This window comes from Pseudomonas nabeulensis (genome assembly GCF_004682045.1).
In the GTDB taxonomy this organism is placed as follows: Bacteria; Pseudomonadota; Gammaproteobacteria; order Pseudomonadales; family Pseudomonadaceae; genus Aquipseudomonas; species Aquipseudomonas nabeulensis.
In genome coordinates, this window is sequence record NZ_QUZT01000028.1 from 37,058 (window position 1) to 60,320 (window position 23,263).

Below are 23,263 nucleotides of genomic sequence, written 5' to 3' on the forward strand. Positions count from 1 at the left end.
CTCACACAATGCCGGTGGCGTAGAAAGTACCGATCACCACGAACACCGCAAGGGTCTTGATGATCGTGATGCCGAAAATGTCCTTGTAGGCTTCGCGGTGGGTCAGGCCGGTGACCGCCAGCAGCGTGATCACCGCGCCGTTGTGGGGCAGGGTGTCCATGCCGCCACTGGCCATGGCCGCGACGCGGTGCAGCACGTCAAGGGGGATATTGGCCGCATGGGCCGCCGAAATAAAGCTTTCGGACATGGCCGCCAGGGCGATGCTCATGCCGCCCGAGGCAGAACCGGTGATGCCGGCCAGCAGGGTCACGGTAATCGCTTCGTTGACCAGCGGGTTGGGGATGCCCTTGAGCCAGTCCGCCAGCACCAGAAAGCCCGGAAGAGACGCGATCACCGCACCAAAACCGTATTCCGACGCGGTGTTCATCGCCGCCAGCAACGCGCCGCTGACCGCGCTTTTGCTGCCTTCGGCGAGCTTGCTCTTGATTGCCGACCAGCCAAACACCAGTACCATGACAATGCCCACCAGCAATGCCGCCTGCACCGCCCAGATGGCGGTGAGCTTGGCGATTTCGGTGGTGACCGGCGCGCTCATGCCCGGCAGGCTGAGGCTGTGGGTCTTGCCGTACCACTGCGGAATCCAGTGGGTGAACAGCAGGTTCATCACGCCCACCAGAATCAACGGCGACAGCGCGATCCAGGGGTTGGGCAGGGCCAGGTTGTCCGCCGTTTCCGGCTCGTTGCGCAACTCGGTGCCATAGCCTTCACCCGCCCGCTGCGCCTTGTTGCGCTGGCGCGCCAGGTACAGCATGCCGGTGCAGAACACAAAGATCGTGCCGATCAGCCCCAGCCACGGCGCGGCCCAGGCAGTGGTGTTGAAAAAGGTGCTGGGCATGATGTTCTGGATCTGCGGCGTGCCGGGCAGGGCGTCCATGGTGAACGAGAACGCACCCAGGGCGATGGTTGCCGGGATCAGGCGCTTGGGAATATTGCTCTGGCGAAACATCTCGGCGGCGAACGGGTACACCGCAAACACCACCACAAACAGCGACACGCCGCCGTAGGTGAGCAGAGCGCAGACCAACACGATCACTAGCATCGCCTGGCGAGTGCCGAGCAGGCGGATCGCGGCGGCCACAATCGAACGGGAAAAGCCCGATAGCTCAATCAGCTTGCCGAACACTGCACCGAGCAGGAACACCGGGAAATACAGTTTGATAAAGCCGACCATCTTTTCCATAAACACCCCGGTAAAGGCAGGGGCGACGGCGGACGGGTCGGTGAGCAGCACCGCGCCGAGGGCGGCGATGGGGGCAAACAGGATAACGCTATAGCCACGGTAGGCAGCCAGCATCAGCAGCGCCAGGGCTGCCAGGGCGATGATTACACTCATGGAGTGTCTCCAGATCGGATTGTTATTGTTGTGGGGTGTTGCTGTAGGAAGGGGCTATAGCGAGATGTGTGCCAAATCACTAACTTATTGAAATAAAAGGTTTTTTTTCGAAGTTTAAATCTGAATTTCGAATGGTGTCTCTATCTCGAGACAAATGAGGGCAAATGTGGGAGGGGGCTTGCCCCCGATAGCAGTGTGTCAGCTGTCCCATGTGCCAACTGACACTCCCTCATCGGGGGCAAGCCCCCTCCCACATTAGAGTGTCTTGTTTTTGAGAGTTGAGTCTCCTTAAAGAGACTGGGCGATGCCCAACGCCACCATCTTCTTGTACAACGTCGACCGCCCCAGCCCCAACCGCTTGGCCGCTTCCACCACATTCCCCTCGCAGGCACTCAGCGCCGCTGCAATGACCTGCCGATCAAACCGCTCCCGCGCCGCACTGAAATGCTCCCCTTCAAACGACGCCACGGCATTGCGCTCCACAGGCGTAAATGTGCCGATGGCGGCGCGCAGGTCCTGGGCATTCAACACCAGGTCATCACTCAACAACGCCGCCCGCTCCAGCACATTGCGCAGCTCACGAATATTCCCCGGCCATGCATGCTGTGCCAGCAACGCCAGGGCTTCACGGTCCAGCTCATGCTGGCTGCGCAGTTCCTCCAGAATCGCTTCGCTCAGCGCCGGAATATCGTCCAGCCGCTCGCGCAACGGCGGGACCTGGATCGGCAGCACATTTAGCCGGTAATACAAATCCGCGCGAAACTCGCCGCGCTTGATCGCCGCTTCCAGGTCCATCGACGTGGCGGCAATCACGCGCACATCGCTGTGCAGCATTTCGTTGGAGCCCACCGGCTCGAATTCCTTTTCCTGCAACACCCGCAGCAATTTGCTTTGCAGCGGCAGGGGCATATCGCCGATTTCATCGAGGAATAGCGTGCCGCCCTGGGCAATCTGAAACTTGCCGGGACGGCCCTTGCGGTCGGCGCCGGTAAACGCGCCCGGTGCGGTGCCGAAAAACTCTGCTTCCAGCAGGTCGGCGGGAATCGCCGCACTGTTGATGCTGACAAACGCCTTGTGCGCGCGGTTTGACGCGCCGTGAATCGCCTGGGCCAGCAACTCCTTGCCGGTGCCGGTTTCCCCCAGCAGCAACACCGGCGAGTCGGCGCTGGCACTGCGCCGTGCGCGGCGTTTTACTTCGAGGCTGGCAGCGCTGGTGCCGATAAAGTGCGCGAAGTTGTACTTGCTCTGGCGTGAGCGCAACAACGAACGGGTCGAGGCCAACTCCTGCTGCATGCTCAGGTAGCGTTCGATCAACGGCGACAGGTTGCGCAGCTCATCAAACAGCGCAAAGCCGATGGCGCCGATCACCGCGCCGGCATCGTCGTGGATCGGCAGGCGCATCACCACCAACGGGCCTTTGGGCGTGTCCTGAATATCCAGCAGGATCGGCTGATCATTGCGCACCACTTGGCGCAACAGGCTGTTGGCGATCACCTGTTCGCACGGCTGGCCGATGGCTTCGTCGGCGCTTTTCAGGCCGAAACGCTTGGCGTAGCGCTCGTTCATCCACACGATGTTCGCGTCGCGGTCGACAATCACCGTGCCTTCGCTGGACTGCTCGATGATCTCGAACAGCGACTGGATCGCGAGGCCGCGAACCTGTTGGTAATCCGTGAGGCGGGTACTCATGTCGACAGCCCGCAGGCCGCCGCCAACAGCTCCTGGGTGTACGGATGCTGCGGCGCATCAAACACCTGATGGCTCGCGCCAGCCTCCACCACCTTGCCGTCCTTGATCACCAGCATGTCATGGGCCATGGCCCGTACCACCGCCAGGTCGTGGCTGATAAACAGGTAGGTCAGGCCGTACTTCTCTTGCAGCTCACGCAGCAATGCCACCACTTGTTTTTGCACCGTACGGTCCAGGGCCGAGGTGGGTTCGTCCAGCAGCATCAGCGCCGGTTTCAGCACCAGCGCGCGGGCGATGGCGATGCGTTGGCGCTGGCCGCCGGAGAATTCATGGGGGTAGCGGTGGCGCGTTTCTGGGTCGAGGCCCACATCCTTGAGCACCTGCACCACTTGTGCGTCGCGCTCGGCCAGGCTGCACGGCGCATGCACCTCCAGGCCTTCGCTGATGATCTGCTCCACGGTCATGCGCGGGCTGAGGCTGCCGTAAGGGTCTTGAAACACCACTTGCATCTGTTTGCGCCACGGGCGCATTTGCTGATGATTGAGCGGGTCGAGGGCTTCACCCTGGAAGCGAATGCTGCCGGTGGAGTCCAGCAGGCGCAGGATCGCCTGGCCCAGCGTGGACTTGCCCGAGCCGGACTCGCCGACGATGCCCAAGGTCTTGCCGCGCTGCACGCTGAGGCTGATGCCATCCACGGCGCGCAAGTAGGTCTTGCGCTGGAACAGGCCACCGCCGAGGGGGAATTGCACGGTCAGGTCATCCACTTGCAACACCGTCTCGCGTTCATCGCTGCACAACGCATCGCCCGCGGGCTCTGCGTCCAGCAACAGGCGGCTGTAGGGATGTTGCGGCGCGTTGAACAGGGTCTGGCAATCGGCCTGTTCGACGATCTCACCGGCCTTCATCACGCACACGCGCTGGGCAATGCTGCGCACCAGGTTGAGGTCATGGCTGATCAGCAACAATGACATGCCCAGGCGTTGTTGCAGGGACTTGAGCAGCAGCAGGATCTTGCGCTGCACGGTCACATCCAGCGCCGTGGTGGGTTCGTCGGCGATCAGCAGTTCCGGCTCGCAGGCCAGGGCGATGGCGATCATCACGCGCTGGCGTTGCCCGCCGGACAGTTGGTGGGGGTAGGCCTTGAGGCGTTTTTCGGGATGCTGGATGCCCACCAGGTCCAACAACTCCAGGATCCTCGCTTGCGCGGCCTTGCCTCCCAGGCCCTTGTGCAGCAGCAGGGTTTCGCCGATCTGCTTTTCGATGCTGTGCAGCGGGTTCAAGGAGGTCATGGGCTCCTGGAAGATCATTGCGATGCGGTCGCCGCGCAGTTTTTGCAAGGTGGATGCCGAGGCGCCCACCAACTCCTGGCCACGGTAACGAATGGACCCCGTGGTTTGAGTGCCAGCCTCGGGCAGCAGTTGCAGGATCGAGTGGGCGGTCACCGACTTGCCCGAGCCCGACTCGCCCACCAGTGCCAGGCATTCGCCGGGGCGTACATCCAGACTGAGAGTGCGCACCACGGTCTGGCCGCTGAAAGCGACGCTGAGGTCGCGAATTTCGATCAGGTTCATCTCGCCGTCACTCATGAGCGTGGGTCGAAGGCATCACGCAATGCCTCGCCGATAAAGACCAGCAGCGACAGGATCAGCGCCAGTGTGAAAAACGCCGTCAGCCCCAGCCACGGCGCTTGCAGGTTCTGCTTGCCCTGGGCGATCAGTTCGCCCAGGGACGCGCTGCCTGCGGGCATGCCGAAGCCAAGGAAGTCCAGGGCGCTCAAGGTGGAAATCGCACCGGTCAGGATAAATGGCAGGTAGCTCAAGGTGGCGGTCATGGCGTTGGGCAGGATATGCCGGCGGATGATCTTGCCGTCGCCCAAACCCAGGGCCCGTGCGGCCTTGACGTATTCCAGGTTGCGCCCTCGGAGAAACTCGGCGCGCACCACGTCCACCAGGGCCAGCCAGGAAAACAGCGCCATGATCCCCAGCAACCACCAGAAATTCGGCTCGACAAACCCCGACAGGATGATCAGCAGGTACAGCACCGGCAGCCCCGACCACACCTCCAGCACGCGCTGGCCGATCAGGTCGACCCAGCCGCCGTAGTAGCCCTGCAACGCGCCCGCCGCAATGCCGATCGCCGCGCTGATGGCGGTGAGCGCCAGGGCAAACAGGATCGACACCCGCGCGCCAAAGATCACCCGTGCCAACACATCCCGCGACTGGTCATCGGTGCCCAGCCAGTTCACCGCCGAGGGCGGGCTGGGGGCAGGGCGGGTCAGTTCGTAGTTGGGTGTGTCTTCACTGAACGGGATTGGCGGAAACAGCATCCAGCCGCCGTCCTGCTTGATCAGCTTTTGCACGTAGTCACTGCGGTAGTCGGCCTGGAACGGCAGCTGACCACCGAATTGCTGCTCGGTGTAGCGCTTGAACACCGGGAAATACAGCTCGTTCTTGAAGCTCAGCACCAGAGGTTTGTCATTGGCGATCAATTCGCCGCCGAGGGTCAGGATAAACAGGCCAATAAACAGCCACAGTGACCACCAGCCGCGCCGGTTCTTCTTGAACCGTTCGAAACGTCGACGGGCTACAGGGGACAGATTAAGCATCAGGCGTTCCTCGCGGCGAAGTCGATACGCGGGTCCACCAGGGTGTAGCAGAGGTCACCGATAAGTTTTATCAAGAGGCCGAAGAGCGTGAAGATAAACAGCGAACCGAACACCACCGGGTAATCCCGGGACAGCGCGGCTTCGTAACTCATGCGGCCCAGGCCGTCGAGGGAGAAGATCACCTCGATCAGCAGGGAACCGGCAAAGAACACCGCGATAAACGCCTGGGGGATGCCGGAGATCACCAGCAACATGGCGTTGCGAAACACGTGGCCGTATAGCACCCGTCTTTCACTCAGGCCTTTGGCGCGGGCGGTCACCACGTACTGGCGCGTGATTTCATTGAGGAACGAGTTTTTGGTGAGGATGGTCAAGGTGGCGAAGCCGCCGATCACCAGCGACGACACCGGCAGGACCAGATGCCAGAAGTAGTCGGCGATCTTGCCCACGGTGCTCAGCTCGTCGAAGTTCTCCGAGACCAGGCCGCGCACCGGGAACCAGTTCAGCGAAGTGCCCCCGGCGAAGACCACGATCAGGAACATCGCAAACAGAAATGCCGGCATCGCATAGCCGATGACGATGGCGGTGCTGCTCCACACATCAAAGCTGCTGCCGTGACGCACCGCCTTGCGAATCCCCAGGGGGATCGACACCAGGTAGGTGATCAGCGTGGCCCACAGACCAAGGGAAATGGTGACCGGCATTTTTTCGAGGATCAGGTCGATCACGGTCTTGCCGCGAAAGAAGCTGTTGCCGAAGTCCAACTGGGCATAGTTCTTGAGCATCAGCCACAGACGTTCCGGGGCGGGCTTGTCGAAGCCGTATTGCTTTTCGATGTCCTTGATCAGCTTCGGGTCCAGGCCACGGCTGGCACGGGAGCCGGTGCTGGGGCCTTCGCCACCGGAACCACCGATACCGCCGCCGCCGACGCCTTGCAGGTGGGCGATAGCCTGTTCCACCGGGCCACCCGGTGCGGCTTGGACGATCACGAAGTTCACCAAGAGGATGATCACCAGCGTCGGGATGATCAGCAGCAGGCGCCGCACGATATAAGCAAACATCAGTGGCTCCCTGTGCGTTGTTTCATCTGTTCGTTGGTCAGCGGCGTGGGGCTGATCTCCCACCAGGTTTCCAGGGCTTCATCGTTCTTCGCCTCGATGGCGGGCCGGCCGAAGCGGTTCCACCACGCGGCGGAGGTGCCCGGTGGGTAGAAGTTTGGAATCCACAGGTAGCTCCATTGCAGCACGCGGTCCAGGGCGTGGGCGTAGGTGAGCATCTGCGCCTGGGTGTCGGCCTTGACCAGGCCTTTGATCAGGCTGTCGACGGCCGGGTCCTGGAGCACCATGTAGTTGTTGGCGCCGGGGTCAAAGGCGGCGTCCGAGCCGAAGTAGTTGTACAGCTCCATCCCCGGAGACGTGCTGACCGGAAAGCCAATGACGATCATGTCGTAGTCGCGGGCCATGATCCGGTTCACGTACTGGGAGGAGTCGATGCGGCGGATATTCAGGGTGATGCCGATCTGCGCCAGGTTGCGCTTGTACGGCAGCAACAGGCGCTCCATGCCGGCTTGGGCATTGAGGAAGGTGAATTCCAGCGGCTCGCCTTCGGCGTTGACCAGTTTGTCGCCCTTGGGTGTCCAGCCGGCTTGTTCCAGCAGGGCCAGGGCCTGCAATTGCTTGTCGCGGATCATGCCGCTGCCGTCGGTTACCGGGGCCTTGAACACCTGGGTGAACACTTCGTCGGGCACTTGGCCGCGCAATGGTTCAAGAATCGCCAATTCCTCTTGGGTCGGCAGTTGGCTGGCGGCCAGGGGACTGTTGGAGAAAAAGCTCTGTTGGCGGATGTACATATTGCGCATCATCTGCCGGTTGGCCCATTCGAAGTCCCACAGCATCGCCAGGGCCTGGCGCACGCGGCGGTCCTTGAACATCGGTTTTTGCACGTTGAACACATAACCCTGGGCCGGTTGCGGCATCTCCTTGGCCAAATGCGCACGTTGCAGGCGGCCATCATCGAGGGCCGGGCCGTTGTAGCCGATGGAATAACCGGTGGCGGAAAACTCGCGGTTGAAGTCGTAGGCGCCGCCACGCAGCACCTGGCGCGCCACTTCGGTGTCGCCGAAATACTCCAGGCTCAGCTGGTTGAAGTTGTACAGGCCACGGCTGACGGGCAGGTCCTTGCCCCACCAATCCGGATCGCGGGTGAAGGTAATGGTGCTGCCGGAGTCGATCTTGCTGATTTTGTAAGGGCCGCTGCCGAGCGGGGCCTCGTAGCCGCCGCCGTTGGCGAAATCGCGGGTTTTCCAGTAGTGCTCGGGGAAGACCGGCAGGGTGGCGATGTCCAGGGGCAGGGTGCGGTTTTCGTTGCTGGAAAAGTCGAAGCGCACCTGGCGTTCGCCTTCGACCTCGACGTGCTTGACGTCGGCGAACAGGGTGCGAAAACGCAGGCTGCCTTGGGTCATCAGCAGGTCGAAGCTGTAGCGCACGTCTTCGGCGGTGATGGGCGTGCCGTCGGCAAAACGTGCCTTGGGGTTGAGGTAGAAGCGCAGCGACAGGCCATCGTCGGCGCGCTCCATCTTCTCCGCGACCAGGCCGTAGACCGTATACGGCTCGTCGAGGGAGCGTTGGGCCAGGGGGGAGTAGAGCCAGCCGTCGACCTGGGACACGCCGATGCCTTTGTCGATATACGGCAGCACATGGTCAAAGCGCCCGATCTCGATGGCCGAGCGCTTGAGGCTGCCGCCTTTGGGGGCGTTGGGATTGGCGTAGTCAAAATGCGTGAAACCGGCAGGGTACTTGGCCGGTTCGCCGTACACCGTCAGGTACGGTTGGGGCGCCGCGATCACGGCGGTACTGGCCAGCAGCAGGGCCAGGGTAGAGCTAAACAGGGTAGAAAAAGCCAGTCGCATTATCAGCCTTGAACGCCGCGTGTAGAAGAATAGGGGTTTGTACGCTATTGGCTTGCACGTCGCCAGTCACCAGATGCACAACGGCCCACCAAAAGGCGGGCCGTTGTTTAAAGCACCAGCGCAGACTGAATCAGTCCTGGCGGCTGGTGACTTCCAGCAGGTGGTAGCCGAACTGGGTTTTTACCGGGCCTTGCACGGTGTTGACCGGGGCGCTGAATACGACGGTGTCGAATTCCTTGACCATTTGGCCTGGACCAAACGAACCCAGGTTACCGCCGTCGCGGCTGGATGGGCAGCTGGAGTTGGCTTTGGCGATTTCTGCGAAATCAGCGCCGCCTTCGATTTGGGCCTTGAGTTCGTTGCACTTGTCTTCAGTGGAAACGAGGATGTGACGGGCGGTGGCTTTGGCCATGGGAAGTAACTCCTTGAGTGAAAAGGGTGAGCCTACCGGATTCAGGCGGTTATTTCCTGGCAAAGTTCCCGTTGGATGTCTGAGTGGCTAACGAGGTGACACAGGGCACGCACATTAAAGCTACAGGCGGCGCAGAAAGGATTTGACGATATGCCGGGTAGCGTCGGTAGTGTCCAGTTGATCCACCGCGCCATACGCCTGCCACTGGCAATCGACGATCTCGTTCAGCGGCCGGGCATCGGAGATGTTCACCACCGAAGCCTCGAACACATGATGCACGGTGTCGCGCGCCTTCAGCTCCTGCAAATACAGCAAGCCGTCCACGTTCAGTCCGGTTTCTTCTTGCAGCTCGCGTTCGGCAGCGCCCACCGGACGTTCGTCGCGTTCGACCTTGCCGCCCGGCAAGGCCCATTTTGACCGGGCCTTGCGGACGAAGAGGATATGCCCCTCGTGTTCACAAATGACTGTTGCACGTATTTTCATCGTCTGTGCCCCCGCAGTGGGATGAATGTCATAAAAGTGTAATGCAATTGTCATGCTAAGCGGTTGTGGCACGGGACGGTCGGTACGTGGATACTGCCCGATTGATGAAAACCCGCGAGGAGAACTGATGACCACCGTACGTTGGGGCATGATCGGCTGTGGCAGCGTCACTGAGTTAAAGAGTGGACCCGCGTTCTATAAAGCGCCAGGTTCGGCCCTGGTGGCCGTGATGGGGCGTCGTGAGGACGCCGTGCGCGATTATGCGGCGCGCCATGGCATTGCGCGTTTCTACACCGACGCCCAGGCGCTGATCGACGACCCTGAGGTGGACGCGGTCTACATCGCCACACCGCCCGACAGTCACCTCGAATACAGCCTGATGGTGGCGGCGGCCGGCAAGCATTGCTGTGTCGAGAAACCCATGTCCCTGAATGCCGAGCAAAGTGCGTTGATGCAACGCACCTTCGAGCGTGCCGGCCTGCATTTGTTTGTGTCCTACTACCGCCGTTCGCTGCCGCGCTTCCAGCAAGTGCGTGATTGGCTGCGCGAGGGGCGCATCGGCGAACTGCGCCAACTGACCTGGAACCTGTGTAAACCCGCCGCTGCGGCTGATGTCAGCGCCGCCAATTGGCGCATCGATCCGGCCATTGCCGGTGGTGGTTACTTTGCCGACCTGGCCAGCCATGGGTTCGACCTGTTCCAGTACCTGGCGGGCGATATCGTTGAAGTCAGCGGATTTACTGCGCGCCAGGCCGGGCGTTATGCCGCCGAGGACGCGGTGACGGCGTGCTGGACGTTCACTTCGGGTGCACTGGGCATGGGCTGCTGGAACTTTGTCGCGGATCGTCGCGAAGACCGGGTGGAGCTGATCGGCAGCCTTGGCCGCATCCAGTTCTCAGTCTTTGAAGATCAGCCGATACGCCTTGAAGGCGAGGTCAATGAAGTGTTGGAAGTGCCGTGCCACGCCCATATCCAGTGGCATCACGTGCTGGCAATGAACGCGCATATTCGTGGCGAAGCCGAGCATCCGTCGTTGGCCATCGAGGCGCTGAAAACCGATCGAATCCTGGACAAGGTGCTACAACGTAACCCCCATCTGCCGGGCTAGGCGCGATAGGGTTTTCTCTTTGCAAGGATCATGCGGATGAAATACTGGATGGCGTTGTGGCTTGTAATGGCCACAAGTGCAATGGCGGCCCCACGAAGCCAAGGGACGCCTGGGGAATTTGATTTTTACGTGCTGTCGTTGTCCTGGTCACCCACCTTTTGCCTGACGCACCCGGACAACGAACAGTGCTCGGGCAAGGGCTACGGGTTTGTGTTGCATGGCCTATGGCCGCAGTACGCGCGGGGAGGGTGGCCGGCGTCGTGCGCGCCGCAGGCGCAATTGAGCCGTGAAGCGGTCGACAAGGGTGCGGCGCTGTTCCCTACCCGCTCTCTGCTGCGCCACGAATGGGCCAAGCATGGCAGCTGCAGCGGGCTGGGGCCCTTGGCCTACCTGGAAAAAACCGACGCGGCGCTGGGGGTGGTGAACATTCCGCAGCAACTGCAGCCGTTCAATACGCCGCCCTCGTTGCAAGCCCGTGAGATCGAGGCACTGTTCCGCGAAAGTAACCCTCGCATGGGCAACCACGGGCTGGCGGTGATTTGCAAAGGCAAGGTGCTGTCGGAAGTGCGGGTGTGCCTGACCAAGGACCTGGCGTTCGCCGGTTGCCCGCGCAGCGTAAAAACCCAGTGCCGCGCCGGTGATATTCGTATTCCCGCGCAGCGCTAGGGCAACATTGCGACGCGATAACGTTCGTCGAAATCCTCGGCCAATTGCGCCAGGGTGACTTTGCCCAGGCGCTTGAGCAGCAGCGCCTGGGCCTGTTCGAAGGCATCCGTGAGCGCGGCATTCACAGCCTGTTCCACCAGGCATTCCGGATGGTCGGTGGACAGGCCAATCGCGAAGATCGACGGCGTGCCCAGGGCATTGTGAATGTCCAGCAGGGTGATTTCACTCAAGGGCTTGCCCAGGCACCAGCCGCCCTGATGGCCCTTTTCCGAGCGTACGTAGCCTTTTTCCTTGAGCAGCCCGAGGGTGCGCCGCACCACCACCGGGTTGGTGCCGAGCATCTGGGCGATGGTTTCCGAGGTGGCGCGCCCTTCATGGCGTCCCATATGGATCAGCACGTGCAGCATGCGCGACAGACGGGTGTCGTTTCTCATCAAAAAACCTCAGGTCGATTCCTACGGAAGTATCCTTCGCAACCTGAAAAGTTGCGAGACTATTGACGGAGTATTTTCACGTAACATATGGTGTGTCGTGAAAGCGCGCGGATAACCGTGCGCAGCTTATTCGGGGTCACTTTCATGATGCATGACGTCATTATCGTGGGCGGCAGCTATGCCGGCCTGTCAGCGGGCCTGCAATTGGCGCGGGCGCGGCGCAAGGTACTGGTGATTGATGGGGGGCAACGGCGTAACCGTTTTGCGGCCACCTCCCATGGTTTTCTTGGGCAGGACGGCCAGCCGCCACAGGTGATTGCCGCTGAAGGTCGCAGCCAGTTGATGGAGTACCCAAGCGTCACCTGGGTGCAGGACAACGTGCTGCAGGCCACGGGTCAATTGGATGAATTCAGCGTAAGCACCCAATGCAACGGCACGTTCCAGGCCCGCCGCCTGATCCTTGCCACCGGTGTAGTGGACGAGTTGCCCGCCATCGAAGGCCTCAAGGAACGTTGGGGCACGCGGGTATTCCATTGCCCTTACTGCCACGGTTATGAACTGGACCAAGGCCGCATTGGTGTATTGGCCACCTCACCGTTGTCGATGCACCACGCGCTGATGCTGCCGGACTGGGGCACCACCACCTTGTTCACCAATGGGGTCCTTACACCCGATGCTGAACAGCAAGCGCAGTTGGACCGACGGGGTGTGCAAGTGCAAAACAGCCCGGTCCGCCGCATCAGTGGTGAGCGTGCCGACCTGGAGTTGGACGATGGTCAAGTATTCAGCCTGGATGGGGTGTTCACGATCTCACGCACGCGAATCAGCCCGCTGGGTGAGCAGTTGGGGTGTGAGCGGGTCGACGGCCCAACGGGGCCGTACCTTCACACCAATGAAATGCGCCAGACCTCAAGGCCTGGCGTGTTTGCCTGCGGTGACACCTCGCTTGCCGCGGGTTCCGTGGCACTGGCCGTGGGCGAGGGCGTGCGCGCCGGCACCGGCACGCACTTTTCGTTGATCAATGGTTGAGGTAGACCGGGCTGTCGGTGGACAACGACGCCTTGACCCCATGGGAGGTGTCACTGACCAGCACTTCTTCGCGGTCCTCGCTCAGCGCTTGCAGGGTGAGGCCGACCACTTCCTGCGGCGTGCTTTTGGGTGCGTCCACACCGGCTACCATGTCGGTGTCGATATAGGCCGGGTGTACGCCGATCACCAGGGTATTCTGTTCGCGCAATTCACCCCGCAAGCCGTTGGTAAGACCCCACTGGGCAGACTTTGAAGTGCTGTAGCCCCCGGCGCCAGGCGGGCTCAGCCAGCTCAATACCGACAGCACGTTGATCAGCGCGCCACCCCCTTGGCGGGCCAGGATCGGTGCGAATGCGCGGCTTACCCGCAGTGTGCCGAAGGTGTTTACGTCAAAGTGCTGTTGCAGGTTTTCCAGGCTGTCGTCGGCCAGCAACGAGCCGTATTTGAGGAAGCCAGCGTTGTTGATCACCACGCTCACGTCTGCGCAGTGCTCGGCGGCGCGCTGCACACTGGCGGGGTCGGTAATGTCCAGGGCGATCGGCGTGCTGCCTGGAATATCCACGCTGCCCGGGTCCCGCGCACCGGCATACACCTTGGCCGCACCGCCTTCCAGCAGCGCAGTGACAAACGCTTTGCCCAGGCCGCGATTGGCGCCGGTGACCAGTACCACTTTTCCACGAATATCCATGATGAGCTCCACGCTGAATTTAGGTTTAATAATGAAACCGTTTTTATCCTGCGGGCTTCGGTCCTATAATGCAACTGAATTTTTCAGCTACAGGGAGAACCGTCGATGAAACGCAAATGCATGGAGGGCAATTGCTGCCCGGTTGCCCGCGCCCTCGATGTGGTGGGTGACTGGTGGACATTGCTGATCATCCGCGATGCCTTCGCCGGCGTAACCCGCTTCGGCGACTTCCAGAAAAACCTGGGCGTTGCGAAAAATATCCTCGCCACCCGTCTCAAGGACATGGTCGAGCAAGGCCTGCTGGAAACCCGTGAAGTCGGTGCGCGCAGTGAGTACCAACTCACCGATAAAGGCCGCGCATTGATGCCGGTGCTGGTGACCCTGGCGCAGTGGGGGGAGGCGTTTACCGAGCCGGACGAGGTCGGCACCCAAGTGCTGGATGCGCGCTTGCTCAAACCGTTGCGCAGAGTTGAAATCAAGGCCGAGGACGGACGGGTGCTGGGGGTTGAAGATATCGTCACCCAGGCTGCTGTGACGGATAACTAAGTACAGGGTCATTTTGTTCAATACTGCACCTGCGCTGCCCTTTACCGTGACGCCATCGTCACCATAAAAAGGGAATCGCAATGAGCTTGATCATCTCCATGGCCGCGTTCGCCTTGGCCACCTCCATCACGCCGGGGCCGGTGAATGTGGTGGCGTTGAGTACAGGGGCGCGCTTCGGTTTTGCCGCCAGCCAGAAGCATGTATTCGGCGCTGCCGCCGGCTTCACCTTACTGCTGGTGTTGATCGGCCTGGGGCTGCATGAAGTGTTGGCGCGCTGGCCGATCCTGACGCAACTGATCCAGTGGGGCGGGGTCGCCTTTCTGCTCTACATGGCGTGGAAACTGGCGACGGATGATGGCCGCCTCGACGCCGAGGGCACCGCCACCGCGCCCTCGATGCTCTACGGCGCGATCATGCAATGGCTCAACCCCAAGGCCTGGTTGGCCTGTGTGGCGGGAATGGGATTGTTCGTAGCGGATGGCGACGCCCGGCAAGTCTGGCTGTTTGCGCTGCTCTACCTGGTGATCTGTTACCTGTCGGTGGCTTGCTGGGCATATGCCGGCACATTTTTGCGACGCTACTTGAGCAACCCGCAGGGGATGCGGCTGTTCAACCGTTCGATGGCCGCGTTGCTGGTGGCCAGTGTGGGTTATTTGCTGATGGCTTGAGCAGGTCGCGGTACTGCCCGGGCGTGGCGGCGAAGTGCAGCTTGAAGGTGCGCTGGAAATGCGCCTGGTCGGCAAAACCTGCCGCCAAAGCGACATCGGCGATCAACTCACCCTGGCGCAGTTGGCCACGTGCAAACTGGATGCGCTGGTTGATCAGATAGGCATGGGGTGTCAGCCCGTAATACTGTTTGAACGCGCGGATCAGGTAGGACGGTGATAACTCGGCCGCCAGGCAGATGTCTTCCAGCTTCAACGCGTCGGTGCAGTGCGCGCGGATATACTCGGCGGCCCGCTCCAGCTTGTGGTTTACCTCCCGCAAAGGCGCGTCGCAGGGATTGAGGCGTTGTTGCACCTCGCTGAAGTAACTCACCAGGGCGCTTTGTTTTTGCAGGTGTTCGGCGTGCTCATCCACCAGGATGCGATACAGCTCCAGCAGGCCGCTGTACAGCACGCCGTCCCGTGTGTACGGCGTGCCGAACGGGCGGTAACCCTGATCGGTGCTGAACCCCAATTGGTGCTGCAACTCGGTCAACCAGGGCGTATCGATGTACAGCATCTGGTAGGACCACAGCTCGTCCTTGATCGGGTTGCAGGCGTGCACGTCGCCGGGGTTCATCAGTACCACCGTCCCTGCGCTGATTTCAAAGGTCTGCGTCCCATAGTGGTAGTAGCTGCGCCCGCAGGTTACCGCACCAATGGAAAAATGCTCATGGGCATGACGCGTATAGGTGACTTTGCGCCCATCGGCGATGGTCCGCGCCTCGATAAACGCGAGCGCGGGGTCACGCCAGAAAGACGGAGCGGTGGCGGTGGTCATTGGCAATGACTCCTTGGACGCAGCACAAAGGGGCAGGGCAGCAGACTTCACTAAAATCGGTGATTGTTCAAGGTGTCAGTGGGCGGCGGGCGCGACGGTGTCCAGGAAATCCGTCCATGGGTCTTCATCGCTGGCCGCTTCGGCCAGGCTCAAGGGGAGTTTGGCTTTTTCCCGCAGCGCGAATCCAGTGCGCAGGTAGTGTTCCACGATCACCGTCGCCAGGGCGTAAGACCTTGGGGAATCGAAGCTGCGCGGAACCCGCTCGCCCTCGGCGTTGATGGGGGGCAGATCAGCCACCTCCGCGAGCTCATGATCAAGCTTTTTTAGGATCAGGCTGGATTCCGGTGTGGCGGAGATTGCCGCGGGGTGGGCTCCACCCACATAGGCCGGCCAGTCAAAGCGTATCAACGATGGGCGTGCTGGCTTATCTGCTACTTGCATCATTTGTTCGTAATTCAGGTCACGACGAAGACGAATAAGCAGGTGTTTCGGGAATATCTCGAAGCAGTAGTGATCGCTGTAGAAGCTCACGTAGACCAGCAAGCCAAACTGTCCCAATTGTTCGTCCGGCGTTGACGTCAAGGGGGCAGTGACATGCCGGCTGAGGCTGAAAAACACGACGTGGCCGTACTCCAGCGCCTGGCGCTGCGGCAGTGTGAGGTGTGAGAACCAGTATTGGAGGGAGTGCACAAACGCTGCCTGTAGCCGGTCAAGCTTTTGTGCAAAAGCCTGGGAGAACGTCGCATTGATCAGACTGAGCAAATGAAAGTGCTTGGCCATTTCATTGAATCGAATGGCGTTGTCGGTTGAGTACCAATGTGTATCGGTGCCATCCAGGCAGCCTGCCATGTGCAGATCGGTAAAGGAAAACTTGTGGTCAATGCGCAAACCATGGAATCGGCCTGCGTCATAGAACGGCGATCCTTCTGGCAGCCAAACCAATACCCGAGCGTCGAGCATTGGGTTGTGTGGATAAACGGTGTTCAAGTCGTTGCGTGCGGTATCACGCAAGCTTGGGACCTGCACGGCAAACTCTTCCAGCGCGGTTGCCAGCTGCGTTCGTTGCTGGTTGAGCGCCGCGAAGGCAAGGTTGATCGACACGGTGCCGTAGCGCGCCTGCGGCGAGAGCACGCCATTGACCAGGCCCCAATCAAGGATCGGACGGGCCGCTTCCGGGCTGAACAGAAAGGTCTTCCAGCCACCCCGTGGCGGCAGGTACGCCAGGTACATGATTTGGCTATAGGTCATCTGACGGGAGGATCCCGGCATGACCTTCTCCATATACGCCACGTACTGTCGAAACAGAACCCAGGTCTGCGCGCTCACGTAGGGGGTTGACGCACGTATGTTGCGCACCAGCAACTGCGGGCCTTTGCCGCAAAGCAGCAAGTGCGCCGCGAGGGCCGAGGCAGCAGGGCTGAGAGGACTCAAGCCCGCCTCGATCTGGTCGCGCACGAAGGCAATGGATTCGCCCCAGTAATAACTGCTGTGCCAGTCGATGAAGCGGATGCGCGTCGGGTGTGCGTCGGGATGGGGCCCCAGGTTCAGTATCAAGGCCGCGAGGATCAAGGCGTTGCGACTGCCGCGATCGGTGCGTTCACTGGCGTGACGCCCATGCCAGCGCACATGTCTTGACAGTGTTTCTCCCAGCTCTTGGGACGTGGGTGATTTCAGCAGTCGAACCATGAGAAAGTCGGCCTCGGCGCGCACATCGGCGACGGATTTACCGGCCATTATGTCCTGGGCGAGACGCTCGATCAGCGATAGATTTTGGCCAGCCTGAAAATCTTCGGTGATGGACACGATGCGCTGCTGCTCTGTCTCCGATAGCCGCCATTGCGCCGGCTGTGACTCCAGCAACGGCTTGAGTGCCCGCCAGTAGTGGCCTTGGCTCCACTGCATGGGGTGACCGACCTCCAACCGTTGGACTGTCAGGCGAGCTTCGCTCAGGGTGGTGGGCACGCTGAGGTTGTAAAGACGCAGTGCCTGCGACAGGTTGACATCGGGAATGGTGCGCAATTGGCCCCCGTTCTTGCTGGCTACTTCTGTCAAGTGGATGGCGATGTCCGACAGCTCCGGATGGGCCAGGACTGGAGCCGTCAGTGATTTCCATACACCGTCCAGCCCGCGTGCGCCGATTTCGGCCGATGCACTGAGCAGCACATGACTGTCGGGGTCGATGCCGTGTTTGACGCAAATGGCTTGGAACGCAGGGGCTTCGGTCAGCATTGACAGTTGGGCATTGGGTTTCTCGACGGTGGCTTGCAGGGTGTCCGGGTCTCCGCTGATCAGCATGCCGAGGCCAGTATCGCCCTCGAGCTCACCGCCACTGATCACCTGAGTCAGCGCGGTACGAATGGTGTGGCGGTCATTGAGCAGGCCGACATACTGGCGAAAGCGGTAGAGCTCGCCAAAGGAGCGTGCCGCGGTCAATATCACAGGCACCGGCGGAGCTGGCCAATCACGCAGACGCTGAATCAGGGCGTCAATAGTCTGTGTGCTAAAGGGCCGTTCGATACCATACACCTGCAGCACACTGGCGATGCTCAAGGTCTGATCCGGATAAATATCGGTGCCGGCTTTGTCGGCCAATTGCCCCAAACGATCCCAGCGCTCGTCGGGCTCATTGGGCACCAGCTCCTTGATCTCGCCTCTGATGTCCTGAGCCTGGGCGCAGAGTACCTGTCGTTGACAATCGAAATAGACGGTTTGCGCGGCGTCGGCGCCCGGGCCATTGTCGCTGAGGAGTGCCTGTAACAGTTGCGCTGCCTCTTTCACGGCGCTGGCCAACATGGAGTCGGAATTCAGTTGTACACGCGTGCCATATACGGCCAATCCGGCGAATGGTGTGTCGCTCTCATCGTAGGCACCCAGGCTATCAGCCAGTTGCTGATAATCGTGCTGCTGTTGGGTCAGCTCAGCGTGAATCTTGGATTTGCTGCAACCGTTATCGTCAAACCCTGGGAAACTCTGCAAGGTTTGCAGCTCTTCAAGGATGGTTTGCATCAGGGGACGATTGGTCGGTATGGGATAACCGTAAAATGCCAGCGTCAGGTTCAGGGGCAAGGTGCGTTCGGTATTGTCGATGCGCGGTCCGATATAGGGCATGCCCAGGTCGCTGGGGTCGACCAACTGGCTGATGTCGATAATTGGCGTGGCATGCTGCCACCAACCTGATGTGTCGGCGAGCGTATAGACCTTGTCTTGGCCATTGACCTTGGCTTTGAGCGTACTGGTATGAATGTGCAGGGTGTTGAAGTCCAGTGGTTGCGCGTCTGCCCAGTCAAGGAAGTCTTGTTGATTGATGGCCTTGCAAAAGGCATCGCCCCATTGGCCCAGCAGTGCATGTGCGGCGATTTTCACCGGTTGCGCGGGAGACGGCAGAAGAGCGCCGGGCGAGGTTGCCAGGACCTCAAGCAGTTGTGCGATCAACGCCTGGTCGCCTTCCAGGCGCCGGGCTTGGCGTTCATTCAGGTAGGACGTGGAGGGGCTGGCGACGGGGGCACGCGGGGTGTCGCTGTCAAGGCCACTCCAAGACAATGCAAGGGCAGGAAAGTCATCCATGAATACAGCTCCGGGTCGATAGAGACCCGGATAATTACGTCTTCTGCATTGCAACAGAAAGCAGGCGTTTCCTTGTCCTTCGTGGCTTGTGTCAGTCACGCTGGCATCAGGTCAGAAATCCCACCGGGTTGCGAGTTGCAGGCTGCGAGGCTCGCCGTAGAAACCGGTGCCGAAGTTGCCAAGACCGGTGTAGTACTTCTTATCGAACAGGTTCTTCACGTTGAGCGTGGTGCTCAGGTGATCGTTGAAGCGGTAGCGGGCCATCAGGTCCACCAGGTAGTAGCTGTCCTGGGTGATACGCGAGTCGTGGCCGAAGTTCACGGTGTCATTCGGGTCCGGTTGAAACACATTGCCAAAGAACTCACTCTGCCAGTTCACGCCACCACCCACGGTGAGGTTCTCCAGGGCGCCGGGCAGGCGATAGGAACTGAACAGGCGCACCACCTGCTGCGGCGTGGTGGTTTGCAGCACTGAGCTGTACACGTAACCATCGTCGCCATCACGGGTGTGCTGGTAGGTGTAGCCGGCGGAGAGGTTCCAGCCGTCCAGCACTTCACCCGAGAGCTCGGCTTCGAAGCCTTTGGTGGTAGCGCCGGCAATCGCGCGGTACACCGAATCGGTATCGAAGCCGGACACGTACTGGGCAACGTTGTCCTGCTCGATGCGGAACACCGCGAAGCTGGCGTTCAGCCGCCCGTCATAGAACGCTGCCTTAAGCCCGGCTTCATAGGTGTTGCCTTCCACCGGGTCGAGCAGCTTGCGGTCCGCGTCCTTGCTGGTTTGCGGGCGGTAGATCTGGGTGTAGCTGGTGTACAGCGACCACGTATCGTCAAGGTCGTACACGATGCCCGCATACGGCGTGACCACGCCGGTCTGCCGGTAGGTGGTGCGGTTGTCGGTTTGGGCCGGGTCGTAGAAGTCGGTGCTGTCGGTGCCGCTGAAATTATTCACCCGTGCGCCGAGGATCACCGCCAGGTCATCGGTAGGCTTGAGCCGCGTGGCGAGATAGGCGCCGGTCTGGCGTTGCACGATATCGTTCTGGCCGCTGCGGGGAATGTCCGGCTTGGCATATTCGCCGTGCCAATCGAAGATGCTGCCGCCCACGCCTGGATAGATCGAGCCATACACCGGCACGTCCTGTTTCGAGCGGGTGGCCATGAACCCCATGATCAATTCATGCTCACGGCCGAACAGGCTGAATGGGCCGCTGACGTTGATGTCCAGGGTGTTCTGCACCTGGTCGCCCTTGTACTTGCCCATGAACATGTACATGCCATCACCGGTGACCGGGTCCGGGTTGCCGCCGCTGGCGGAGGCGAGCAGGGTGTCGTGCTGGCTGCGCTTGCGGTCGAGGCTGACCTTGAGTGACCAGTCATCGGCGAGTTTCTGCTGCACCGAGGCGAAGATCGTCTGGTTGGTGAAGTCACGGCGGCTCCAATCGGCGGCCGGGTTGAATGAGCGCGAGAAATTCGTGCGCGAGCCGTCGCTGAAGTACATCGGGAAACCGGTCCAGGTGGCGCCACGCGAGCGGGTGTTTTGCTGGTCGATGCCAAATGTCAGCAGGGTGTCGGGCGTGAGGTCGGCCTCAAGGATGCCGTAGGCGATGTCCTTGGTGTTCTGGTAGTGGTCCAGGTACGACTGCCGGTCCTGATACACGCCGACAAAGCGCCCACGCACATTGCCCGATTCGGTCAAGGGGCCGGAGATATCGCCTTCGGTGCGGTAATTGTCCCAGGAGCCGACGGTCTGCGTGACCGAGGCTTTGAACGCCGCTGTGGGTTTTTTGCGGATCAGGTTGACCGTGGCCGAGGGGTCGCCGGATCCACTGAGCAAACCCGCCGAGCCCTTGATGATTTCCAGGTGGTCATACACCGCCATATCGGTGCTGGTGGTGCCGTAGTCATACACGCCGTCGTAGGTGGAGTTGACGCCGTCGTATTGGAAATTGGTAATCGGCAAGCCGCGCCCGGAGAACTCCCAGCGTTCACTGTCGTAGTTCTGCACGCTGATGCCCGGGGCGCGGCGCAAGGTGTCGGCGATGCTGTTGGAGCCTTGGTCGTCCATCTGCTGGCGGGTGATCACCGTGACCGATTGCGGGGTTTCGCGCATCGACAAGGGCAGGCCGGTGGCCGAGGCCATGGAGCCTGTGGTGTAGGAATGGGTGTCCTCGGTGGTAGCGCCTAGTGCTTGGCCCGAAATTGTCGTAGCACCGAGTTCCAGCGCGCCGGTGTTACCCGGGATCAGCTCCAGCACGTAGCCGTTGTTGCCTTGGGGCTGCGCTTGCAGGCCGCTGCCCAGCAGGAGTCGTTGCAAGCCGTTGGCCGGCGTGAAGCTGCCACTGAGCCCCGGGCTGGTTTTACCCGCAGCCAGGCTATTGTGACCGGCGATGAAAATACCCGATTGCGCAGCGAAGCTGTTCAACACCGAGACCAGCGAGCCAGCGGGGATGTTGTAGCTGCGAGAAGCCTCCTGGGCAACCGGCGCAGCGGCATAAGCCGCCGATGTGCCAAGGCAGAGCAGGGAGGTGGCCAACGCCAGCGGGCGCAGCGCGAAACGAGCAGGGTGCGACATGAAGAGTTCCCTTTGGATCGGCGAATTGAAAACGTCTGCAGGGTTAACCGAACGAGTTTCGAAAAGGGGAACTGGCGGTGTGAATTATTTACTGCGGGCGGACGGTGGCCCACCACGGCATCAGCCGCTCGACCCTGACGGGCAGCGCCGCTTGCAACAGATGCAAGGCGTGGTCGCTGTCCATCAGCGGGAACGACCCCATCACTGGCAGTTGCGCCACGGATGGATCGCAGCCCAGATGACCGGGGCGATAGCGGTTGAGTTCGGCAACCAGTTCACCCAAGGGCAGGTTATCCGCCAGTAATACACCACGGCTCCAGGCTTCACGCGCTTGCGACGCTGACGCGGTCGGCTGGAAACCGTCGCGGGTGAACACGCTTTGCTGGCCGGCTTCAATGATGCGTACCTGCTGGCTGAGTGTGGTGACACGCACCCGGCCTTCGAACACGTTGAGCTGGGTATGGTTATCGTCGTGTACCACACTGAAACGCGTGCCCAACGCTTGCATGCGCCCCTGCTCGGTGTCCACCAGGAACGGACGGTGGGCGTCCTTGGCCGTGTCGATCAGCACCTCGCCAAAACGCAGGTTCAGCAGGCGCTGGACCGCATCGAAACGCACATCCAACGCGCTCAAGGCGTTCAACCACACGTGGCTGCCATCGGCGAGCAGTGTGTCGCGGGTCTCACCGCTGGCGGTGGCGTAGTCGGCGCTCCAGCCGCCCACCAGCCGGGGCAGGGCGGTGGTGCGCCAGGTGCCCCAGGCCAGCGTCGAGCCGCCGCACACCACCAGCAAGGTCTTGAGGGTTTGACGGCGAGTACTGCGCAAGGCACGGCTGGCGCCCTGGGGTTGGTCAAGCAACGGTGCAAACCGCTGGCTGACCCGCTCCACATACTGCCAGGCCGCCAGGTGTTCGGGGTGCTGCGCGACCCAGGCTTGCCAGCGTTGCTGTTCTTGCGTACTGCCTTGGTCTTGCAGGCGTACATACCATTGCGCCGCCTGTTCCAGGCTGGCGTGGCTGAGCTTGCCGGTGGTGCTCATTGCACCAGCAGTCCGTCGAGTTCGGCTTCGAGGATCGCGCAATGCAGCAGGGCCTGGGCCATGTATTTCTTGACCATGCGTTCGCCCACCCCGAGATGCTCGGCGATCTGTTTATAAGTCAAACCGTGGAGTTGGGCGAGCAAGAAGGCGTCGCTGACATTCGTCGGCAGGCGGGCGAGCATTGCGTCCACCTCGTAGAGCGTCTCGACGATGATTGCGCGTTGTTCCGGTGACGGCTGCGTGTCCTGCGGGCGCAACGCGAGGCTGTCCAGCCAGGCTTTCTCCAGTTGACGGCGGCGCCAATGGTCAATGCACAGGCCCCGCGCGATGGTGGCCAGGTAAGAGCGCTGGCGGACGTGATCGGTTTCGGTGAGCGGGCGGTTGAGCAGGCGGATAAACGCGTCGTGAGCCAGGTCGGCGGCATCCCAGCGGTGGTTCAGGCGTCGACGCAGCAGGCCGAGCAGCCAGGTGTGATGGGTGCCGTAGAGGTGGGTGAAAGAGGTCGACACAATATCCATCCAGCGCAAAAGGATTGGCGTAAATAAGAATTGGTCGCGATTAAAGCAAAGGGGGCGCGCGCGCGCAAATGATATTGAATCGCTGTTATGTGGGAGGGTGCTTGCTCCCACATTTTGATCGAGTT

The 23,263-nt window shown here is 61.0% G+C and carries 20 protein-coding genes; 5 read left to right on the plus strand and 15 right to left on the minus strand.

Annotated features, from left to right (window positions below):
* Nucleotide 1: 1 nt before the first annotated feature.
* From DYL61_RS15915 to DYL61_RS15950, 8 genes are all read right to left on the minus strand, one after another.
* Nucleotides 2–1,393, minus strand: coding sequence for a GntP family permease (locus tag DYL61_RS15915; protein ID WP_135309108.1), 1,392 nt, complete (start codon nt 1,391–1,393; stop codon nt 2–4).
* 288 nt (nt 1,394–1,681) lie between these two features.
* Nucleotides 1,682–3,082, minus strand: a complete 1,401-nt coding sequence (locus DYL61_RS15920) for a sigma-54 interaction domain-containing protein (RefSeq protein ID WP_135309109.1) — start codon at nt 3,080–3,082, stop codon at nt 1,682–1,684.
* Nucleotides 3,079–4,653: an ABC transporter ATP-binding protein gene (locus tag DYL61_RS15925; protein WP_135309110.1), complete on the minus strand. Its 1,575-nt coding sequence runs from the start codon at nt 4,651–4,653 to the stop codon at nt 3,079–3,081. Before DYL61_RS15925 ends, DYL61_RS15920 begins: the two co-directional genes overlap by 4 nt.
* An 11-nt stretch (nt 4,654–4,664) precedes the next feature.
* Complete coding sequence (locus tag DYL61_RS15930; protein WP_167497968.1) at nt 4,665–5,687, minus strand: ABC transporter permease; 1,023 nt, start codon at nt 5,685–5,687, stop codon at nt 4,665–4,667.
* A complete protein-coding gene (locus tag DYL61_RS15935; protein WP_135309111.1) occupies nt 5,687–6,748 on the minus strand; it encodes a microcin C ABC transporter permease YejB in 1,062 nt (353 codons plus the stop codon). Before DYL61_RS15935 ends, DYL61_RS15930 begins: the two co-directional genes overlap by 1 nt.
* Nucleotides 6,748–8,595: an extracellular solute-binding protein gene (locus tag DYL61_RS15940; RefSeq protein ID WP_135309112.1), complete on the minus strand. Its 1,848-nt coding sequence runs from the start codon at nt 8,593–8,595 to the stop codon at nt 6,748–6,750. The genes DYL61_RS15935 and DYL61_RS15940 overlap by 1 nt, the downstream gene beginning before the upstream one ends.
* A gap of 130 nt (nt 8,596–8,725) precedes the next feature.
* Nucleotides 8,726–9,007 carry a peptidylprolyl isomerase gene (locus DYL61_RS15945; protein WP_010210937.1) on the minus strand — a complete coding sequence of 94 codons (282 nt, stop codon included), beginning with the start codon at nt 9,005–9,007 and terminating at the stop codon, nt 8,726–8,728.
* A 120-nt stretch (nt 9,008–9,127) separates the two neighbouring features.
* On the minus strand, nt 9,128–9,490 hold the full coding sequence (locus DYL61_RS15950) for an NUDIX hydrolase (protein WP_135309113.1): 363 nt from the start codon (nt 9,488–9,490) through the stop codon (nt 9,128–9,130).
* 127 nt (nt 9,491–9,617) lie between these two features.
* Between DYL61_RS15950 and DYL61_RS15955 the strand changes: the two genes are divergently transcribed.
* Both DYL61_RS15955 and DYL61_RS15960 read left to right on the plus strand, forming a co-directional pair.
* Complete coding sequence (locus tag DYL61_RS15955) at nt 9,618–10,598, plus strand: Gfo/Idh/MocA family protein (RefSeq protein ID WP_135309114.1); 981 nt, start codon at nt 9,618–9,620, stop codon at nt 10,596–10,598.
* A gap of 36 nt (nt 10,599–10,634) precedes the next feature.
* A complete protein-coding gene (locus DYL61_RS15960) occupies nt 10,635–11,264 on the plus strand; it encodes a ribonuclease T2 family protein (RefSeq protein ID WP_135309115.1) in 630 nt (209 codons plus the stop codon).
* Here the strand turns inward: DYL61_RS15960 and DYL61_RS15965 are convergent.
* Nucleotides 11,261–11,698: an Rrf2 family transcriptional regulator gene (locus tag DYL61_RS15965; protein WP_135309116.1), complete on the minus strand. Its 438-nt coding sequence runs from the start codon at nt 11,696–11,698 to the stop codon at nt 11,261–11,263. The genes DYL61_RS15960 and DYL61_RS15965 overlap by 4 nt on opposite strands.
* 144 nt (nt 11,699–11,842) lie before the next feature.
* Between DYL61_RS15965 and DYL61_RS15970 the strand changes: the two genes are divergently transcribed.
* Nucleotides 11,843–12,727, plus strand: a complete 885-nt coding sequence (locus DYL61_RS15970; RefSeq protein ID WP_135309117.1) for an NAD(P)/FAD-dependent oxidoreductase — start codon at nt 11,843–11,845, stop codon at nt 12,725–12,727.
* Here the strand turns inward: DYL61_RS15970 and DYL61_RS15975 are convergent.
* Entirely contained in the window at nt 12,717–13,415 is a 699-nt protein-coding gene (locus DYL61_RS15975) for an SDR family oxidoreductase (protein WP_135309118.1), read from the minus strand. The genes DYL61_RS15970 and DYL61_RS15975 overlap by 11 nt on opposite strands.
* A gap of 105 nt (nt 13,416–13,520) precedes the next feature.
* Here DYL61_RS15975 and DYL61_RS15980 point away from each other — a divergent pair, with 105 nt between their 5' ends.
* Nucleotides 13,521–13,961 (plus strand): winged helix-turn-helix transcriptional regulator, encoded by a 441-nt coding sequence (locus DYL61_RS15980; RefSeq protein ID WP_135309119.1) that lies wholly within the window; start codon nt 13,521–13,523, stop codon nt 13,959–13,961.
* An 80-nt stretch (nt 13,962–14,041) separates the two neighbouring features.
* Nucleotides 14,042–14,629 (plus strand): LysE family translocator, encoded by a 588-nt coding sequence (locus DYL61_RS15985; RefSeq protein WP_135309120.1) that lies wholly within the window; start codon nt 14,042–14,044, stop codon nt 14,627–14,629.
* Here the strand turns inward: DYL61_RS15985 and DYL61_RS15990 are convergent.
* From DYL61_RS15990 to DYL61_RS16010, 5 genes are all read right to left on the minus strand, one after another.
* Entirely contained in the window at nt 14,571–15,446 is an 876-nt protein-coding gene (locus tag DYL61_RS15990; protein ID WP_135309121.1) for an AraC family transcriptional regulator, read from the minus strand. The two genes, DYL61_RS15985 and DYL61_RS15990, sit on opposite strands and share 59 nt — an antisense overlap.
* A gap of 75 nt (nt 15,447–15,521) precedes the next feature.
* A complete protein-coding gene (locus DYL61_RS15995; protein WP_135309122.1) occupies nt 15,522–19,010 on the minus strand; it encodes a hypothetical protein in 3,489 nt (1,162 codons plus the stop codon).
* A gap of 111 nt (nt 19,011–19,121) precedes the next feature.
* Nucleotides 19,122–21,581: a TonB-dependent siderophore receptor gene (locus DYL61_RS16000; RefSeq protein WP_135309123.1), complete on the minus strand. Its 2,460-nt coding sequence runs from the start codon at nt 21,579–21,581 to the stop codon at nt 19,122–19,124.
* Between the two features lie 88 nt (nt 21,582–21,669).
* Nucleotides 21,670–22,620 (minus strand): FecR domain-containing protein, encoded by a 951-nt coding sequence (locus DYL61_RS16005; RefSeq protein ID WP_135309124.1) that lies wholly within the window; start codon nt 22,618–22,620, stop codon nt 21,670–21,672.
* The gene (locus DYL61_RS16010; RefSeq protein WP_135309125.1) at nt 22,617–23,138 is read right to left on the minus strand and encodes a sigma-70 family RNA polymerase sigma factor; all 522 of its coding nucleotides are present in this window, start codon (nt 23,136–23,138) and stop codon (nt 22,617–22,619) included. Before DYL61_RS16010 ends, DYL61_RS16005 begins: the two co-directional genes overlap by 4 nt.
* Nucleotides 23,139–23,263 lie beyond the last annotated feature (125 nt).

Coding starts and splice junctions, on each gene's coding strand:
- DYL61_RS15915 (WP_135309108.1), bottom strand. CDS start 1,393: ATGAGTGTAATCATCGCCCTGGCAGCCCTGGCGCTGCTGATGCTGGCT.
- DYL61_RS15920 (WP_135309109.1), bottom strand. CDS start 3,082: ATGAGTACCCGCCTCACGGATTACCAACAGGTTCGCGGCCTCGCGATC.
- DYL61_RS15925 (WP_135309110.1), bottom strand. CDS start 4,653: ATGAACCTGATCGAAATTCGCGACCTCAGCGTCGCTTTCAGCGGCCAG.
- DYL61_RS15930 (WP_167497968.1), bottom strand. CDS start 5,687: ATGCTTAATCTGTCCCCTGTAGCCCGTCGACGTTTCGAACGGTTCAAG.
- DYL61_RS15935 (WP_135309111.1), bottom strand. CDS start 6,748: ATGTTTGCTTATATCGTGCGGCGCCTGCTGCTGATCATCCCGACGCTG.
- DYL61_RS15940 (WP_135309112.1), bottom strand. CDS start 8,595: ATGCGACTGGCTTTTTCTACCCTGTTTAGCTCTACCCTGGCCCTGCTG.
- DYL61_RS15945 (WP_010210937.1), bottom strand. CDS start 9,007: ATGGCCAAAGCCACCGCCCGTCACATCCTCGTTTCCACTGAAGACAAG.
- DYL61_RS15950 (WP_135309113.1), bottom strand. CDS start 9,490: ATGAAAATACGTGCAACAGTCATTTGTGAACACGAGGGGCATATCCTC.
- DYL61_RS15955 (WP_135309114.1), top strand. CDS start 9,618: ATGACCACCGTACGTTGGGGCATGATCGGCTGTGGCAGCGTCACTGAG.
- DYL61_RS15960 (WP_135309115.1), top strand. CDS start 10,635: ATGAAATACTGGATGGCGTTGTGGCTTGTAATGGCCACAAGTGCAATG.
- DYL61_RS15965 (WP_135309116.1), bottom strand. CDS start 11,698: ATGAGAAACGACACCCGTCTGTCGCGCATGCTGCACGTGCTGATCCAT.
- DYL61_RS15970 (WP_135309117.1), top strand. CDS start 11,843: ATGATGCATGACGTCATTATCGTGGGCGGCAGCTATGCCGGCCTGTCA.
- DYL61_RS15975 (WP_135309118.1), bottom strand. CDS start 13,415: ATGGATATTCGTGGAAAAGTGGTACTGGTCACCGGCGCCAATCGCGGC.
- DYL61_RS15980 (WP_135309119.1), top strand. CDS start 13,521: ATGAAACGCAAATGCATGGAGGGCAATTGCTGCCCGGTTGCCCGCGCC.
- DYL61_RS15985 (WP_135309120.1), top strand. CDS start 14,042: ATGAGCTTGATCATCTCCATGGCCGCGTTCGCCTTGGCCACCTCCATC.
- DYL61_RS15990 (WP_135309121.1), bottom strand. CDS start 15,446: ATGACCACCGCCACCGCTCCGTCTTTCTGGCGTGACCCCGCGCTCGCG.
- DYL61_RS15995 (WP_135309122.1), bottom strand. CDS start 19,010: ATGGATGACTTTCCTGCCCTTGCATTGTCTTGGAGTGGCCTTGACAGC.
- DYL61_RS16000 (WP_135309123.1), bottom strand. CDS start 21,581: ATGTCGCACCCTGCTCGTTTCGCGCTGCGCCCGCTGGCGTTGGCCACC.
- DYL61_RS16005 (WP_135309124.1), bottom strand. CDS start 22,620: ATGAGCACCACCGGCAAGCTCAGCCACGCCAGCCTGGAACAGGCGGCG.
- DYL61_RS16010 (WP_135309125.1), bottom strand. CDS start 23,138: ATGGATATTGTGTCGACCTCTTTCACCCACCTCTACGGCACCCATCAC.